At 37.3% G+C, this 16,274-nt stretch carries 17 protein-coding genes and 5 tRNA genes; all 22 read left to right on the forward strand.

What is annotated here, in order from left to right; genetic code table 11:
* Nucleotide 1 precedes the first annotated feature (1 nt).
* The 22 genes from ftsE to VCHSUH03_RS05510 all read left to right on the forward strand — a co-directional run bounded on the left by ftsE (nt 2) and on the right by VCHSUH03_RS05510 (nt 16,219).
* On the forward strand, nt 2-688 hold the full coding sequence (ftsE, locus tag VCHSUH03_RS05405; protein WP_105085528.1) for a cell division ATP-binding protein FtsE: 687 nt from the start codon (nt 2-4) through the stop codon (nt 686-688).
* Nucleotides 678-1,565: a permease-like cell division protein FtsX gene (ftsX, locus tag VCHSUH03_RS05410; protein ID WP_105085529.1), complete on the forward strand. Its 888-nt coding sequence runs from the start codon at nt 678-680 to the stop codon at nt 1,563-1,565. Before ftsE ends, ftsX begins: the two co-directional genes overlap by 11 nt.
* On the forward strand, nt 1,565-2,770 hold the full coding sequence (locus tag VCHSUH03_RS05415) for a murein hydrolase activator EnvC family protein (RefSeq protein WP_105094305.1): 1,206 nt from the start codon (nt 1,565-1,567) through the stop codon (nt 2,768-2,770). The genes ftsX and VCHSUH03_RS05415 overlap by 1 nt, the downstream gene beginning before the upstream one ends.
* 1 nt (nt 2,771) lies before the next feature.
* Nucleotides 2,772-3,911 (forward strand): S41 family peptidase, encoded by a 1,140-nt coding sequence (locus tag VCHSUH03_RS05420; RefSeq protein ID WP_105094306.1) that lies wholly within the window; start codon nt 2,772-2,774, stop codon nt 3,909-3,911.
* Nucleotides 3,912-3,928: 17 nt separating this feature from the next.
* Nucleotides 3,929-5,200: a GTPase ObgE gene (gene obgE / locus VCHSUH03_RS05425; RefSeq protein ID WP_060924669.1), complete on the forward strand. Its 1,272-nt coding sequence runs from the start codon at nt 3,929-3,931 to the stop codon at nt 5,198-5,200.
* Nucleotides 5,201-5,208: 8 nt separating this feature from the next.
* Complete coding sequence (yhbY, locus tag VCHSUH03_RS05430; protein ID WP_105085532.1) at nt 5,209-5,490, forward strand: ribosome assembly RNA-binding protein YhbY; 282 nt, start codon at nt 5,209-5,211, stop codon at nt 5,488-5,490.
* 69 nt (nt 5,491-5,559) lie between these two features.
* Nucleotides 5,560-6,681 (forward strand): glutamate 5-kinase, encoded by a 1,122-nt coding sequence (proB, locus tag VCHSUH03_RS05435; RefSeq protein WP_105094307.1) that lies wholly within the window; start codon nt 5,560-5,562, stop codon nt 6,679-6,681.
* A 9-nt stretch (nt 6,682-6,690) separates the two neighbouring features.
* A complete protein-coding gene (locus tag VCHSUH03_RS05440; protein WP_105094308.1) occupies nt 6,691-7,950 on the forward strand; it encodes a glutamate-5-semialdehyde dehydrogenase in 1,260 nt (419 codons plus the stop codon).
* Between the two features lie 139 nt (nt 7,951-8,089).
* Nucleotides 8,090-8,704 carry a nicotinate-nucleotide adenylyltransferase gene (nadD, locus tag VCHSUH03_RS05445; RefSeq protein WP_105094309.1) on the forward strand — a complete coding sequence of 205 codons (615 nt, stop codon included), beginning with the start codon at nt 8,090-8,092 and terminating at the stop codon, nt 8,702-8,704.
* 3 nt (nt 8,705-8,707) lie between these two features.
* Nucleotides 8,708-9,277 (forward strand): bis(5'-nucleosyl)-tetraphosphatase (symmetrical) YqeK, encoded by a 570-nt coding sequence (yqeK, locus tag VCHSUH03_RS05450; RefSeq protein WP_105094310.1) that lies wholly within the window; start codon nt 8,708-8,710, stop codon nt 9,275-9,277.
* Between the two features lie 12 nt (nt 9,278-9,289).
* Nucleotides 9,290-10,411, forward strand: coding sequence for an LCP family protein (locus tag VCHSUH03_RS05455; protein ID WP_105085537.1), 1,122 nt, complete (start codon nt 9,290-9,292; stop codon nt 10,409-10,411).
* Between the two features lie 12 nt (nt 10,412-10,423).
* Entirely contained in the window at nt 10,424-10,786 is a 363-nt protein-coding gene (gene rsfS / locus VCHSUH03_RS05460) for a ribosome silencing factor (RefSeq protein WP_024066146.1), read from the forward strand.
* A 1-nt stretch (nt 10,787) separates the two neighbouring features.
* On the forward strand, nt 10,788-11,696 hold the full coding sequence (locus tag VCHSUH03_RS05465) for a CvfB family protein (RefSeq protein ID WP_105094311.1): 909 nt from the start codon (nt 10,788-10,790) through the stop codon (nt 11,694-11,696).
* Between the two features lie 5 nt (nt 11,697-11,701).
* Nucleotides 11,702-13,042 (forward strand): Trk system potassium transporter TrkA, encoded by a 1,341-nt coding sequence (gene trkA / locus VCHSUH03_RS05470; RefSeq protein ID WP_105094312.1) that lies wholly within the window; start codon nt 11,702-11,704, stop codon nt 13,040-13,042.
* Between the two features lie 12 nt (nt 13,043-13,054).
* A complete protein-coding gene (locus VCHSUH03_RS05475) occupies nt 13,055-14,542 on the forward strand; it encodes a TrkH family potassium uptake protein (protein ID WP_105094313.1) in 1,488 nt (495 codons plus the stop codon).
* A 13-nt stretch (nt 14,543-14,555) separates the two neighbouring features.
* Nucleotides 14,556-15,152, forward strand: coding sequence for an MBL fold metallo-hydrolase (locus VCHSUH03_RS05480; protein ID WP_105085541.1), 597 nt, complete (start codon nt 14,556-14,558; stop codon nt 15,150-15,152).
* 50 nt (nt 15,153-15,202) lie between these two features.
* Nucleotides 15,203-15,278: transfer RNA gene (locus VCHSUH03_RS05485), tRNA-Asp, on the forward strand.
* A 5-nt stretch (nt 15,279-15,283) separates the two neighbouring features.
* Nucleotides 15,284-15,359: transfer RNA gene (locus tag VCHSUH03_RS05490), tRNA-Phe, on the forward strand.
* 7 nt (nt 15,360-15,366) lie between these two features.
* Nucleotides 15,367-15,441: transfer RNA gene (locus tag VCHSUH03_RS05495), tRNA-Gly, on the forward strand.
* A 9-nt stretch (nt 15,442-15,450) separates the two neighbouring features.
* Nucleotides 15,451-15,525, forward strand: a tRNA-Cys gene (locus VCHSUH03_RS05500).
* 14 nt (nt 15,526-15,539) lie between these two features.
* Nucleotides 15,540-15,628: transfer RNA gene (locus tag VCHSUH03_RS05505), tRNA-Leu, on the forward strand.
* Between the two features lie 135 nt (nt 15,629-15,763).
* Nucleotides 15,764-16,219, forward strand: coding sequence for a 2-thiouracil desulfurase family protein (locus tag VCHSUH03_RS05510; protein ID WP_105094399.1), 456 nt, complete (start codon nt 15,764-15,766; stop codon nt 16,217-16,219).
* Nucleotides 16,220-16,274 lie beyond the last annotated feature (55 nt).

A 16,274-nucleotide genomic window follows, 5' to 3' on the forward strand; every position in this document is an offset into this window, starting at 1 on the left:
CATGATTGAATTTAAGAATGTTAGTAAAGTCTATGATAATGGTTCTGTTGCATTAGACGATGTGTGTTTAACTATAAATGACGGCGAATTTGTCCTCATTTGTGGTCATAGCGGTGCAGGGAAATCAACTCTATTTAAATTATTAACTCATGAAGTAGTACCTGACACGGGTACTGTTATAGTTGATGATTTTGATGTTACGCGTATGAAGCGTAGTAAAATTCCAAAATTACGTAGAAAACTTGGTGTTGTATTCCAAGATTTCCGGTTATTACCGAATAAAACGGTATCAGAAAATATTGCTTTTGCACTTGAAGTAATTGAAGAGAAACCAAAAGTAATTAAAGAAAAGGTAAGTCATGTACTAGAGCTTGTTGGGTTAACTGACAAGGCAAATGATTTACCAGAGGATCTATCTGGTGGTGAACAACAACGTGTTGCTATTGCCCGTGCCATTGTAAATCGACCATCTGTGCTCATTGCTGATGAACCGACTGGTAATCTTGATCCTGATACAAGTAAAGGTATTGTAGATTTGTTTAAGCATATCAATAATTTTGGTACAACTGTTATTATGGTTACCCATAATATGGATCTTGTTTCGTATTTAAATAAACGTGTTATTCGTCTTAAAGATGGTCGCGTTCAAAGTGATAATATGAGAGGTGCTGAAATTAATGAAGCCTAGAACATTGAAATACTTTTTTAAAGAAGCCCTCAAATCTATGAAGCGTAACGGTCTTATGACGTTAGCATCTATTTCTACAGTGGCTTTATCTCTATTTATGCTTGGTGTATTCCTTTGCGGTGTTATCAATTTGAATAACATGGCATCTAGCTTAGAAAACCAAGTTCAATTGAGCATTTACTTAAAAGACGGCTTAACTACTGACCAAATTATGGCTGTAGGTAAGCAAATTAAGGCCATACCAAACCTTAAAAAGCTTGAGTTTGTTAATAAAGAGCAAGCCATGAAGGAATTCAAAGCTCGCCTTGGTGATCAACAACAATTAGTAAATGCCTTAGGTGATGTAAATCCATTGCCAAATTCTTATGTATTAACATTTGATAATCCTAGTGATGTTAAGGCTACAGCTAAATTAGCTACTACATTCCAAGGTGTTGAAAGTACACATTATGGTCAAGATATTGTGGAAGAACTCTTCCGTATAACTCAAGTTATCAGAATTGGTGGTATCGTATTAATTGCATTCTTAGCAGCAGCTACATTATTCATCATTTCTAATACAATTCGTTTGACTGTGTTTGCTCGTCGTAAAGAAATTGCCATCATGAAATATGTAGGTGCAACAAATGGCTTTATCCGTTGGCCATTCTTGATAGAAGGTATGTTATTAGGTTTAGTTGGAGCTATTATTGCCGTTCTTTGTGTAGGTGAATTCTACCATTTCATTACTATGGAAGTTTCTGAGTCTTTAGCATTCTTCCCATTAGTACCAATGTTCCCATTCTTCTATGATGTGGCTATCTATATTTTAGTTGGCGGTATTATAGTAGGTGCTATTGGTAGTACAATTTCTTTAAAACAATACATGAAGGTGTAATGTTTATGAAATACAACACAATCAAATCTCGTCTTGTGGCAACAATATTAACAGGTATAGTAGTACTGGGAACACCACTATACATTGTTGCGGAAGATGAGGATTTAACGAATCAATTAGATTCAATTCAACAACAAGTTAATCAACAAAACTCTATTAAAGCTGATGCTGAAACTGTTATTGTAAGCGTATCTGAACAGTTGCGTCAAATTGAAGAGCAATTGCGTCAAGCTCAACAACAGTTAGAGTCTATTCAACAACAACGTGTAGCCGTTGAAAATGATATTACTGTTAATGAAAAGCTACTAGCAGAAGCACAAAAACGTTTAGAAGGACGTGAGTCCGTATTTTATAAGCGTGTACGTGATATTTATATCAATGGTCGTCTAAGTTATTTAGATGTTGTTATTGGTTCTAAAGACTTTAGTGATTTTGCAAATCGACTAGAGATTTTAAAACGCATTATTGATGCTGACATTAAATTAATCGATGAAATCAAAAAAGAACGTGCTGAAATTGCTGCACGTAAGCAAGCTCTTGAGCAATCTCGAGCTAAATTAGTGGAGCTTGAAAAGGCGGCAGTAGCTAAACAAGCTGAAATTGAACAAAAGAAGAAAGAACGGGAAGTCGTTCTTCAAAAAGCACAAAATGATCGTGCCACTGCAATGCAAGCTGTAGAAGAACTCAATGCTTCTTCCGCTCAAATTACTGCACTATTAAAAGCACGTCAAGCGGAACGTGCAGCGGCTCGTGCTGCTGCAGAAGCGGCGGCCGCAGCAGCAGCTCAACAGTCTGCACCAAGTTACTCTTGGGTGCAAGGTTCTGGTCAACTGGGTTGGCCTGTAAGTGGTGAAATTACTTCACCATATGGTTATCGTACACATCCAATTTGGGGAACAACAATTTACCATTCTGGTATAGATATTGGTGTTGATGAAGGTACACCTGTTCATGCTGCTGATGGTGGTACTGTTGTTTGGTCTGGTTGGATGGGCGGCTATGGTTATGCCGTAGTTATCGACCATGGTAATGGCATGTCTACCCTTTATGGCCATAATTCTGAGCTTGCTGTCTCTGAAGGACAAGATGTATCTAAAGGTCAAGTTATAGCCTATGCTGGTAGCACTGGTAATAGTACTGGGCCACACGTACATTTTGAAGTTCGTATAAGTGGGGATCCTGTGGATCCTATGGGATATTTATAATATGAAATTTGATACACGTACGGTGTTATGGAGCCTATTGAAATATATAGGCTCTGGCATCGTTATTATGTGGCTCATGTTTTGGTATCTATCTGGTTCATTCTGGGGGTTACCAAGACTATTTGTAGCCTACTATGCTGCGAGTCAAGTCTTTATGACACCTATGTCTAAAGCTACCCTTTATGATGGTATGTTAAAAGGTTTGATTGGCTCTTTGGGAGAGCCTCATAGTGTTTATTTAGATGCTGATGAATTTAAGTCCATGAAAATGCAAACATCTGGTACTTATGCTGGTGTAGGCATGGTTCTTGGGCATGATGATAAAGGTTTATATGCAGTTAGTATTATGGAAGATCAACCAGCTTTCAAAGCGGGCATTAAACCTGGAGACCATATTATTGCTATCAATGGTCAATCCACAAGTGATATAACTGTAGAAGATGCATCCTCTCGAATTCGCGGTGAGGCAGGTACTGTTGTAGCCCTTGATATAGAGCGCAATGGTGAAACATTGCACTTTGATATCACTCGTGAATCCATTGTGTTACCAACTGTTAAAAGTAAAATGCTTACAAGTACAGTGGGGTACATTCGTATCAGTCAATTCGCTGAAAATACAGCTGATGATTTTGAAACACAGTTTAAAGAATTGCAATCTCAAGGTATGAAGGAACTAGTATTAGATCTCCGAGATAATCCTGGTGGTTTGTTATCTACAACAGAAAAGATTTCCAACTATATTATGCCTCCAGGTACACTAGTAACGGTGCAAAATCGAGCTGGTAAAAAAGATGTTTATAAGTCGAATGGCCCAGAAGTAGCTATGCCATTAGTAGTTCTTGTTAATAAAGGATCTGCTAGTGCATCTGAAATTATAGCTGGTGCTATTCAAGACCGTAAACTAGGTACTATTTTAGGTACTAATACATATGGTAAAGGTACAGTTCAAACTATTTACCCTAGCCTTGATAATGAAGGCGTTAAGGTAACTATTGCTAAGTACCATACACCAAATGATCGTGTTATTGACGGCATTGGTATTAAACCAGATGTAGAGCTTGATTTACCAAAAGGTGTAAATCCATCTAGTACATTAGATGATATTCAAATTAAAAAGGCATTAGAGTTATTACAGCAATAATGCATAGGAGTTAAAATATGTTTATAGATAGAGCGCGTGTCTTTGTTAAGGCCGGTGATGGTGGGGACGGCATGTCTAGTTTCCGCCGTGAGAAATACGTGCCAAATGGCGGCCCTAGTGGCGGCGATGGTGGTAAAGGGGCAGACGTTATTTTTAAAGCGGATAAGAATATTAATACTCTTGTAGACTTTAGATATAAACGTCAGTTTAAGGCGCCTGCTGGTGGTAATGGGGAAAGCTCCAATAAGCATGGTCGCGGTTCTGAGCCACTTATTATCCCAGTTCCGTTGGGCACCGTAATTAAAGAAGAAGAAACGGGAAAAATTTTCTGTGATCTCGTTAATGATGGTGATACATTTGTTATTGCTAAAGGTGGTCGTGGAGGCCGTGGTAATGCACGTTTCCAAACAAGTGCTAACCGTGCACCGACATTTGCAGAGAAAGGTGAACCAGGCGAAGAGTTTTGGTTACAATTAGAATTAAAAGTATTAGCAGATGTAGGTCTATTAGGCTATCCATCTGTTGGTAAATCCAGTATATTGCGTAAAGTTTCTAAAGCTCAACCAGAGGTAGCGGCTTATCACTTTACTACATTGACACCTGTACTTGGGGTAGTAACAATCTCTGGAGACCGCAGTTTTGTACTAGCTGATATTCCTGGCCTTATTGAAGGTGCTAGCGAAGGTGTTGGTCTCGGACATAACTTCTTGCGTCACGTAGAAAGGACTAATATTTTAATTCACGTCCTTGATGTATCTGGTATGGAAGGACGCGATCCAAAGATTGATTTTGATGCAATTAATGAAGAGCTTCGTAAATATTCTGAAAAATTAGCCAATAAAAAACAGATTGTTGCACTCAATAAGATTGATATGGTCTTTGATGATACAACAATTCCTGATACAAAAAAATATTTTGAAGATAAAGGCTATGAAGTATTCCTTATCAATGCATTAAGTGGCGAAGGTTTACCAGAACTTATGGAACGAGCATACTACTATGTAGAAAACTTTGAGCCAGAACCAGAAGCAACTGATGATACAGTAGTATACGAAGCAAAACCAGATGTAGAATTTGTTATTACCCGTGGTGACGATGCTGCATTCTATATTACAGGTAAACGTATTGAACGTTTAGTAGCAATGACAAATTTAAGTGATGATCAATCTCTTCGAAGATTCCAACGCATTTGGCGCTTTATGGAGCTCGATGCTAAATTAAAAGAAAAAGGTTGTAAAGACGGTGATGAAGTTGTGATTGGCGATCAACGCTTTACATTCCAAGAGTAGGAGTAATAATGACAGGAAAACAAAAACGGTATTTACGTTCTTTGGCAGCAACAATGCCACCAGTAGTTCAAATTGGTAAAAATGGTTTAGAAAATAGTGTTATTGATAGTGCTCGCGCAGCCTTAATGGCTCGTGAATTAATCAAGGTGAAATTACACAACAATAGCCCTGAAGATAAGACGATTTTCCAAGAGTTAGCCGATATGTTAGGTGCTGAATTAGTCCAAGTCATTGGTTTTAATGGTGTTTTATATAAAGCTAAAAAAGAACCTAAAATTATTCTACCTTAGTAAATCGTCATATTACTAAATTTTATTAAAGTGGGAAGTTCATAACCTGTTGGCCTAGGAGGTTAATCTATGCGAAGTGCTATCATCGACGCAAAAAGAATAGTAGTTAAAGTAGGCAGTAGTACGCTATGTTATGCTAATGGACATTTAAACTTAGAGCGCATAGAAAGATTAGTACGCCAATTATCAGATTTAGCTAATCAAGGTAAAGAGGTTATCCTTGTTTCTTCTGGTGCAACGGGAGCTGGCCTTGCCCCTCTAGGATTTAAAGAAAAACCTAGAGACCTTGTTTTGAAACAAGCTGCTGCAGCAGTAGGACAAGGTATCCTCATCCATATGTATGAGCGTATGTTTCGTGAATACGGTCGTACAGTAGGTCAAATTCTTTTAACAAAAGAAGATAGTACAGGCCGCCATAGTTATCTAAACTTGCGCAATACACTACATACGTTATTGCAACTCAATGTTATTCCTATTATCAATGAAAATGACGTAGTTGCTATTGAGGAATTTAAAATTGGTGATAATGATACTTTATCTGCTACAGTTGCAGGCATTGTAGATGCTGATTTGCTTATCATCTTATCCGATATTGAAGGATTATATACAGCTAATCCAGCAACTCATCCTGATGCAACATTGATAGAAACAGTTTCTGAAATTACAGATGAAACGTATGCTATTGCAGGTGGTGCTGGTTCTAACATGGGTACTGGTGGTATGTATACTAAAATTAAAGCAGCTCACATGGCGACTAATTCTGGCGTACCTATGGTCATTACTTCTGGTGAAGTAGAGGACTCTGTGCGTCGCGTATGTAAGGGCGAAAATATTGGTACCCTATTTGAAGCACATGATGCCGGCTTATCAGGAAAACATCACTGGCTTGCCTTTGGTAAACGATTAAAAGGAGCAATCACTATTGATGATGGTTGTGCTCGTGCTGTATTAGATAAAGGGGCTAGTATATTACCTGCTGGCATTGTTGATGTGGAAGGTACATTTGGACCTGGTGATACAATTTCTATTTATCATAATGGAAAAGAAATTGGACGTGGCCTTATCAACTATAGCGTTGATGATATGAAGGCTATTAAAGGTCATAATACTAACGATATAGCTCACATTTTAGGTATTAATACGACTTATGATGAAGCTATACATCGTAATAATCTAGTTTTATTACACTGAGGATACTATATGAACCAGTATGAAGAAATTTGTAAAGATATGGGGCTAAGAGCTAATGCAGCTGCTTTTGAATTGGCTCAACTTGATCAAGGTACGTTAGATGCTGCATTATTAGCAATCGCTGATGCTGTGGAAGCACAAACTGATGAAATTATGGCCGCTAATAAGCAAGATTTAGATAAATCTGGTGACTATCATGTACCTCAAACCATGATTGATCGATTAACATTGACACCTAATCGAATTGCTCAAATGGCTGAAGGGGTTCGTCAAGTCGGAGCTCTTGAAAGCCCTGTGGGTTCTGTTATGGAAAGGATTACACGTCCTAATGGCTTAACTATAGAAAAAAGAGCAGTACCTTTTGGTGTTATTGGTATTATTTTTGAAGCTCGTCCAAATGTAACGATTGATGCTGGTGTTCTTTGCTTAAAAACAGGTAATGCTACGATTTTACGTGGTGGCAAAGAAGCATTCCATACGAATCAAATCATCGTGTCTATCATGCGTAATACTCTAGAATCTTTGGGCATTAATGGGGATGCTATCCAATTGGTCGAGGTTCTTGATCGAGATATGGTTGGTGTACTGTTACAACAACGTAAATACATTGATGTCATTATTCCTCGTGGCGGGGCTGGACTCATCCGCCGTGTTGTAGAGGAAAGTAGTATTCCTGTTATTGAAACAGGTAGTGGTGTATGTCATACGTTTGTAGATGAATATGCTAATCTCGATATGGCATTAGACATTGCTATTAATGCTAAGGTGCAACGTCCATCGGTATGCAACGCTATGGAAACTTTGTTAGTTCATCAAGCAGTAGCTGCTGAATTTCTACCTCGCCTTGATAAAGCATTGCAAGAATATGGCGTTCGCATTCATGGTGATGAAGCAGTAGCTCAATATATGAAAAATACAATTCCTTTAACAGAGACGTCCTTTAGCACAGAATATAATGATATGGATTTAAATGTACGTATTGTTGATACTCTTGAGGAAGCAATCGATCATGTGAATTTATATTCTACACATCATTCAGAAGCTATAGTAACAGATGAACCAATGCGTGCAAAAGTATTTATGAACTTAGTAGATTGTTCTACAGTTTATCACAATGCATCAACTCGTTTTACTGATGGTTTTGAATTTGGTTTTGGTGCGGAAATTGGTATTAGTACCCAGAAGCTTCACGCTCGTGGACCAATGGGGTTACAAGCTTTAACATCTTATAAATACTTTGTATTTGGAGAAGGCCAAGTGCGAAAGTGAAGACCATATATTACTTAATAAGAGCATACTACAGATATATTCAAACACCAAAAGGTCGATACGAATGGATATCCTATGGAAAGGCATTGCTCTTGTTTATCGTTATCTGTGTCATTGTCATTAAGGGTGTGGCATTATTATGGTAGAGAAACGTCGTATAGGAATCATAGGTGGAACATTTAATCCTATCCATTTAGGGCATTTAATGATTGCTGAGCTAGCTTGTGAAAGCTTTAACCTTGAAAAGGTTATTTTCGTACCAGCACGGATACCACCTCATAAGCAACATGATGTAATAGATAGTCATCATCGATATGCTATGACTGCAGCTGCTGTATCAGATAATCCAAATTTTGAAATTTCTGATGTGGAGATGTGCCGAGAAGGTCCTTCGTATACGGTTGATACTATTCAACATTTTAAGGTAATATATGGAAAAAATGTTGAATTTTACTTTATAGCTGGTACAGATACGATTAGGGCGTTACCAACGTGGAAATTTATTGAGGAATTATTAGATGAGGTCCATTTTATTGGCGCTACTAGGCCCGATGGATCCAGTGCCATTGACGAAACATTAGACATTTTAGGTCCTAAAGCACGAAAAAAAATACATCTTATGGAGGTTCCTGAGATGAAATTATCTGCTACATATTTACGAGAACGGCTACGTGCTGGAAAAACTGTTCGGTATATGTTGCCAAAATGTGTGGTGGAGTATATAGAAGAAAACCATATTTATGGGAAGGAATAGAGGATGTTATCATTTGATGAAATACAACTTAGAGTGAGTCAATGGTTGAGCAAAAAACGATTTAAGCACACTCTTGGCGTTGTTGAATCGGCTACTCATTTAGCTAAGCTTTATGGTGTTGATGTTGAAAAGGCTAGATTAGCCGCATTACTACATGATTGCGCTAAAGAATTGACTTTACAGGATATGCAAGATCTTGTGAAAAGTGAATCTTATGATGCTGATCAAGAATTATTAAGTAATGGCAATCTTTTACATGGCTTAGCTGGTATGATTCGAGCAAAAAAAGAGTTTTCTATATCTGATGATGAGGTTTTAGAAGCTATTCGAGTTCATACGACTGGAAAGGTACATATGTCTAAGCTAGATAAGGTGATATTTTTAGCAGACTATATTGAGCCTAATCGAGATTTTCCCGGTGTGGATGAGTTGCGTAACGTTTCAGAACTAGATTTAGATAAGGCTGTATTGCTTGGTTTTGACAATACTATTATTCATCTTATAGAGCAAAATTTATCGATTTATCCGTTGACCATTCTTGGTCGTAATGATGTGTTACAATCTTGTAAATAATGGAGTTTATATATGGAAGAACGTGAACGAGCAAGAGCTCGCCGTCGCAGAAGAAGGCGTCAACAAAAGTCATCTGTTAAATGGCCTAGATTTATAGTAGCTGTTATTGTAGTACTTGCCTTACTTGGTGGTATAGGCTATGGTTTGTATACTGGAGTATCTTATGTGTATAGAGCTATTACAGGTACTACTGAGATAACTGATACAGCTGTAGATAATGGAAATAAACAAGATGGTAATACTGTATCTGTAGAACAAAAAGGGTTAGATAAACCATTATACATTCTCGTTGTCGGTACTGATGATAATAATCCTAGTCAAAGTGATAGTTTATTTTTGTTATCCATTAATTTAGATCAAAAAACAATGGATGTTATTGGCATTCCTAGTAATAGTAAAATTGATAATAGAGATCAGACAGATGCAAGTATGCTCAATAGCATCTATGAAAAAGGTGGTATTGATCTAACAAAGGCTGTCATTGAAGATATGTTCCATATTTCTATACCGTATTATGTTGTAGTTAATCAAAATGCTTTCAAAAAGACTAACGATGTATTAGGGAATCAACAAATCTATGTAGAACAAAATATGGAACATGTGGATGCAGAGGGAAATAAAGATATTGATTTACAACGAGGATATCAAACATTAGATAGTGATAAGGCTTTATCCTATTTACGGTATTCTGATCCAAAACACGATACATTTACACGTGTACAACGACAAGAAAGATTTTTGAAACTTTGGGTAGAAGAAGAGCATAATTCATTTTTCTTAACAAATGCATGGCATATTTGGAGAATTTGGGATCATTATGATAGTAATATTTCTACATTAGATGCCATTAAGCTTGTGTATAATGCTAGCAAAATTAATAAGGAAGAGATTCATTTCTATATTCTTCCTGGTGAAAAAGAGTTAGTTGGCGATATGACATATTGGAAGGTAAATCCAACGGAAGCACAACGATTAGTAGGCATTACGATGGGAAATCTACCAGCCAATGAAATGACACAATTTGTAACAGCTCCAACTAATAGCACAGCTAAGGTTGCACCTGAATCAGAACATAATGGCGGTACTATCACAAAGCCATCAGAACCGGGTGATGAGAGTACTAATAAACGTTAAAAGGGGAATAGTATGAAAAATAAAGAAGAAGTTAAACAAATCGTATTACAATTAGCACAAGCTGCTTTTGATAAAAAAGGCAGAGATATTGAAATTCTCGATTTAGAAGGTGTATCTATGTTAGGGGATTACTTCCTAATTGCTAGTGCAAATAATATTAAGCAATCTCAGAGTATTGCTGATGAAATGGAAGATAAAGCAGCAGAATTGGGCATGACAGTAAATCATAGAGAAGGTTATCGCGAAGGTGAATGGATTTTACTTGATTTTGGCGATATTATTTGTCATGTCTTTGGTGGTGATGAGCTGCGAGAATTCTACGGTTTAGAAGAATTATGGAATGATGCAGTTCGAGTTCCATTTGAAGGAGTATAGTATGGCTACAGAATTGTTGGAAAATACAATTGCCACATTAAAAGTATTGCGTACTAGTGATCAAGGGGCTTTTCTAGATGGTCAAACTGGCAATACAAATGATGATATTTTGCTTCATAAGGATCAACAAACATCTCCTGTTGCTATTGGTGATGAAGTAGAGGTATTTTTATATCGCGATCCAAAGGGGCGTTTGACTGCTTCTATGCGTTTACCAGCGATGAAGGTAGGCCAAATTGGGTATGTTGAAGTAATCAATACTACAAACTTCGGCTGTTTCGTAGAGGTTGGTACTGAGCGTGGTATCTTCATGCCTCACGCAGAGATGCGTGGTCGTCCTCAAGTGGGCGAAAAAGTTTGGGTTCGACTCTATACAGATAAATCTGGTCGTTTTGCGGTATCTATGGATGTTGATGACGAAATGCGTCGCGCATCTAAGGCTGCTACAGATGCTAAAGTAGGGCAAGTTGTTAAAGGCGCTATCTATAACTTGACTAGTGATGGGGCATTCTTCATCACTCCTGAACGATGGATTGCCTTTTTACATCGTTCTGAGATGACTAGAAAATTAAATGTAGGAGAAATGGTTGAAGGTCGAATTACTTTCAAACGTGAAGATGGTCGTGTCAACGTATCGATGCGTCCTACTAAGGAAAAGGCACTCATTTCTGATGGAGACATTATAATGGAGTACCTTCTTAATCGTGGAGGCAAAATGCCATATAGCGATGAATCTTCTGCGATGTTGATTAAAGATAAATTTAATATCAGTAAAGCTGCCTTTAAGCGTGCTTTAGGGCATTTGATGAAAGAGAAGAAAATTGTTCAAGATGATGGTTGGACATTGTTAACTGAAACAGGACGTCAATGGACACCTCCTGTTGGTAATGAATCACAAGAAGAGGAATAAAGGCGATGAAAATTGTCATTGTAGGTGCTGGTAAGGTTGGCTATTCCTTGGCACAACGATTGATACAAGATAATCATGATGTATATGTAATTGATCGTTCTCCAGAACGTATACAAAATCTTGAAAATACACTAGATGTTAGCCTTGTTCAAGGAAATGGCAGTGATATACAATTGCTCAACGAAATCGGTATGGATGATGTAGGAATGTTTATTGCTGTTACCGATTCTGATGAAGTAAATATGTTATCTTGTTCTGTAGCTAAAATTACAGGTGTTCCTACAACGATTGCTCGTGTGCGAGATAATACCGTAGCAGAACATATGGATGATGAGATGCGTGCTAAATTAGGGGTCGATTTATTTATCAATCCTGAAATGGTTACGGCTCAAGAGCTTTTACAAATTCTAGAGACTCCATCAGCTATTGATGTAGAAGAATTTGGACAAGGTACTGTACGCCTTATGGAATTTAAGATTACAGATGATATTCCATTAATAGGTCAACCTTTAAAAGAAATTAAATTCCCTGAAGGTGTTTTACTAGTAGGGGTTTTACGTTATGGTGAAATGATTATTCCCCATGGTGAAAGTATTCTACAAGTTGATGACAGTGTATTCTTCTTAGGCTTAAAAGAGTCTGTTGAAGAAGTAGAAAATCTTTGGTTCCATAATCACAGTACATTTTATAAACGGGCTGTTATCATTGGGGCCGGTCTATTAGGTAGAAATCTAACAGTTCTTTTAGAACAAGCTGGATTCTCTGTTAAGGTTATTGAAAAAGATTTTAACCGCTGTGAAAAACTTGCTAATCTTGTAGATAAGTCTATGGTTATCAATGGAGATGCTACAGACTTTGACCTTTTAGAAGCAGAAGAAATTGCAGATAGTGATGTTATAATTGCTGTTACAGATGATGATAAGCTCAACTTGCTCGTTGCTCTTGTAGGCAAGCATATGGGCATACCAAAGACAGTTGTGCGCGTAGGTCGACCTGAATACATTATGCTTATGGAACAAGTGGGGATTGATGTGGTATTCTCGCCACGTTTATTTACAGCGAGTCAAATTTTACGTTTCGTGCGTAGTGGAGAAGGTGTTTTATCTATTTCGACCTTTGAAGGTGGAAAAGCGGAATCTATAGAGGTTGCCATTACAAGTGAATCACCTGTGGCTGGTAAACAATTAAAGGACATCCGTTTACCAGGGAAGGCGTTAGTTGGTGTAATTTTACGTGGAGATGAAGCTATCGTACCACGTGGTAATACTGAAATCTTAGATGGAGATCATATTGTTCTATTTGCGTTACCTGAATCTGTAAGTAAATTACTTAAATATCTTACCTAGTATGGAGGGACTATGCGCATTCAAATTGTCATGTCCTTAGTGGGGCGATTATTATATATCTTTGGGATTTTTTCATTAATTCCTTTTATATATAGCATTGTATTTGAAACTGCATATTGGTCGTTTTTGGTTACTACTGGTATTTCATTTGGCTTAGGTGGACTTTTATCTTATTATGGTCATGAAACTCAAAGCTTTAGTCTTCGTGATGGGTTTTTAGTTGTATCATCTACATGGATATTAACTATTATCTTAGGTTCCTTACCATTTATTCTTAGTGGTATATTAACCAATGTATTTGATGCTCTATTTGAAGCTACATCAGGGATTACAGCAACTGGTGCTACAATTATTAATAGCGTAGATGATTTACCTAAGACATATGTTTTATGGCGTGGATTAATGCACTGGATTGGTGGGATGGGGATTATTGTCCTTATTTTATCGTTCTTAAAGAACTTAGGTGCAGATGCAGCTCATATGTTTAATGCAGAAGCATCGGTACCAAAACCTGGTGTTGTTATGCCTCGTATTCAATCAATGGCCAGTAAACTTTGGCGTTTATATGTTGCTTTTACCGCCATTTGTTTCGTTATGCTATGGGCTGGTGGTATAGAGCCTTTTGATGCATTAAATTATGCATTTTCCATTATTGCTACAGGTGGTTTTGCACCTACATCTGCAGGTACATTTATTTATGAACAAAGCAACTATATCTGTTTTGTATTTATATTTTTCATGATACTTGCTGGTGGTAATTTTGCAGTATATTATAATGCACTGCAAAGAGGCATTCGTGTTTTGATTGATGATTTTGAAACACGTATGTATTGGCTAGTTATTTTTATTGGAATTGCTATCATATCAATTTCGATGGCAGTACAATCAAATATTAATGATCCAATTCAAATCTTTAGAGATGTTTCCTTTAATTATGTATCGATTCAAACTGGTAGTGGATTTGCTGTAAGCGATTATGATTTATGGCCAGCCGCTGCACAGATGATGTTATTTATTTCATCATTTTTTGGTGGTTGTAGTGGTTCTACAACAGGGGGCGTAAAAATTATTCGCCTCATTATTCTAATTAAGAGCAGCATTATTTATTTAAGAAAATCAATTCATCCTGAAATGGTACAAGTCGTGCGCATTAATGGTAAACCGATGCCTACTAAATGGATACAGATGTCACAGCAATTTTTATTTTTATATTTAATGATTTACGTTATATCTGTTTTCCTTATGACTTGTTCTGGAATGTCTACTTATGATGCGATGCAAATTATAACAGCTTTTCTTAGTAATGTAGGCATTGGATTTGGTGGTTTTGGGCCTACAGATGCCTTTGGTAGTATGTCTGATAGTGCTAAATGCGTAGCAATGGCAGACATGTTATTAGGTCGTTTGGAATTATTTACAATTCTTGTTATGCTTCATCCTCAATTCTGGGAAGGGTATTTTATAAAAAAACAATCTGCTAAACGGTATCGTATCCTATAGGAGGGCGAATAATATGAATATTATAAAACGCCCTCTAGGGCTTTATAAAGCAAATTGTTATGTATTAATTAAAGATGGAAAATCTCTTATTATTGATCCCGGGTTTCATAGTAAGCATATAATTGAAATGGTAGGAGATTCTGAGCCTATAGCAGTATTATTAACACATGGTCATTGTGATCATGTATCGGCTCTTGATGAGGTTTGTGAGTATTATAATATTCCTGCTTATTTACATCCTTTGGATCAAGAGTTATTACAACTAATCCGACGTAGACCTAGTGTATATAAAAAGAAGATGTACACGAATTGTAAAGATTTAGTGGCCGGTAAATTAGAGGTAGGGCCTTTTAAAATAATCGTACATCATACACCAGGCCATAGTGCTGGCTCAGTTTGTTTGGAGATTGGTGGACATCTTTTTTCTGGAGATACTTTATTTAAACAAAATGTAGGAAATACCGACAATTATAAGAGTAATCCGGATGATTTAATCATTAGTTTGAAGCATATATTAACGTTGTCAAAGGATTTAATTGTCGAACCAGGACATAAAGAATCTACAACATTAAAAGATGAAGAAGAATTCATCAAAAATATTGTAGGATAGTGTTGACAAAAGTCCTGATAACCGATATACTAAGCAAGTACTTTGGATACGGCCCCGTGGTGTAGCGGTTAACATGTCGCCCTGTCACGGCGAAGATCGTCAGTTCAAATCTGATCGGGGTCGCCATTCATGCCTCGGTAGCTCAGTTGGTAGAGCAACGGACTGAAAATCCGTGTGTCGACAGTTCGATTCTGTCCTGAGGCACCATGTACATGCGGGAATAGCTCAGCGGTAGAGCACCGCCTTGCCAAGGCGGGGGTCGCGAGTTCGAATCTCGTTTCCCGCTCCAATTTTATATGGCGGCATAGCCAAGCGGTAAGGCAGAGGTCTGCAAAACCTTTATTCCCCAGTTCGATTCTGGGTGCCGCCTCCACAATCGTTACCCATGCCGGGGTGGCGGAACAGGCAGACGCAACGGACTTAAAATCCGTCGGTTGGAAACAACCGTACCGGTTCGATTCCGGTCCTCGGCACCAATTAAGACTAACTTCGGTTAGTCTTTTTTTCTTATGTAAGTACAAATTTTAAATGTGTATAATCTAAAATATGAGTGTGAGTTTGTTAATAGAATGGCATATTTCTAAATATGATTCTATATGTTTAATAAAGTTATGAATAATAAACCAAAATTATTAATTAGTGAATGCTTATGTGGCGTATCCTGTCGTTATGATGGAAAAGATAATCTTATAGAACAGTTACCACTGTTAAAGGATACTTTTGATCTAGTAACCGTATGTCCAGAAGTATTAGGTGGGCTTACCATACCTCGAGATCCTGCGGAACGACAAGGTAAACGTGTATGTACAGCTAATGGAACTGATGTAACCACAGAATTCCATAAAGGAGCTCAAATTGCATTGCATATAGCAATTCAACAGGGATGTAAGCAGGCTCTAATGAAAGCAAAAAGTCCTAGTTGCGGTTATAAGCGCATTTATGATGGTACCTTTAGTAAAACCCTGAGAGAGGGGCACGGATGTACTGTAGAGGCCTTATTAATGAACAATATAGAGGTTTATACGGAAGAAGAAATTGACTTATTAATGGAACAAAAAAAGAGATGAGTTTTTAATTCATCTCTTTTTTCGTGTTAGTGAAACCTAAACTACATTATACTAA

This window comes from Veillonella infantium (genome assembly GCF_002959895.1).
Taxonomy (GTDB): domain Bacteria; phylum Bacillota; class Negativicutes; order Veillonellales; family Veillonellaceae; genus Veillonella; species Veillonella infantium.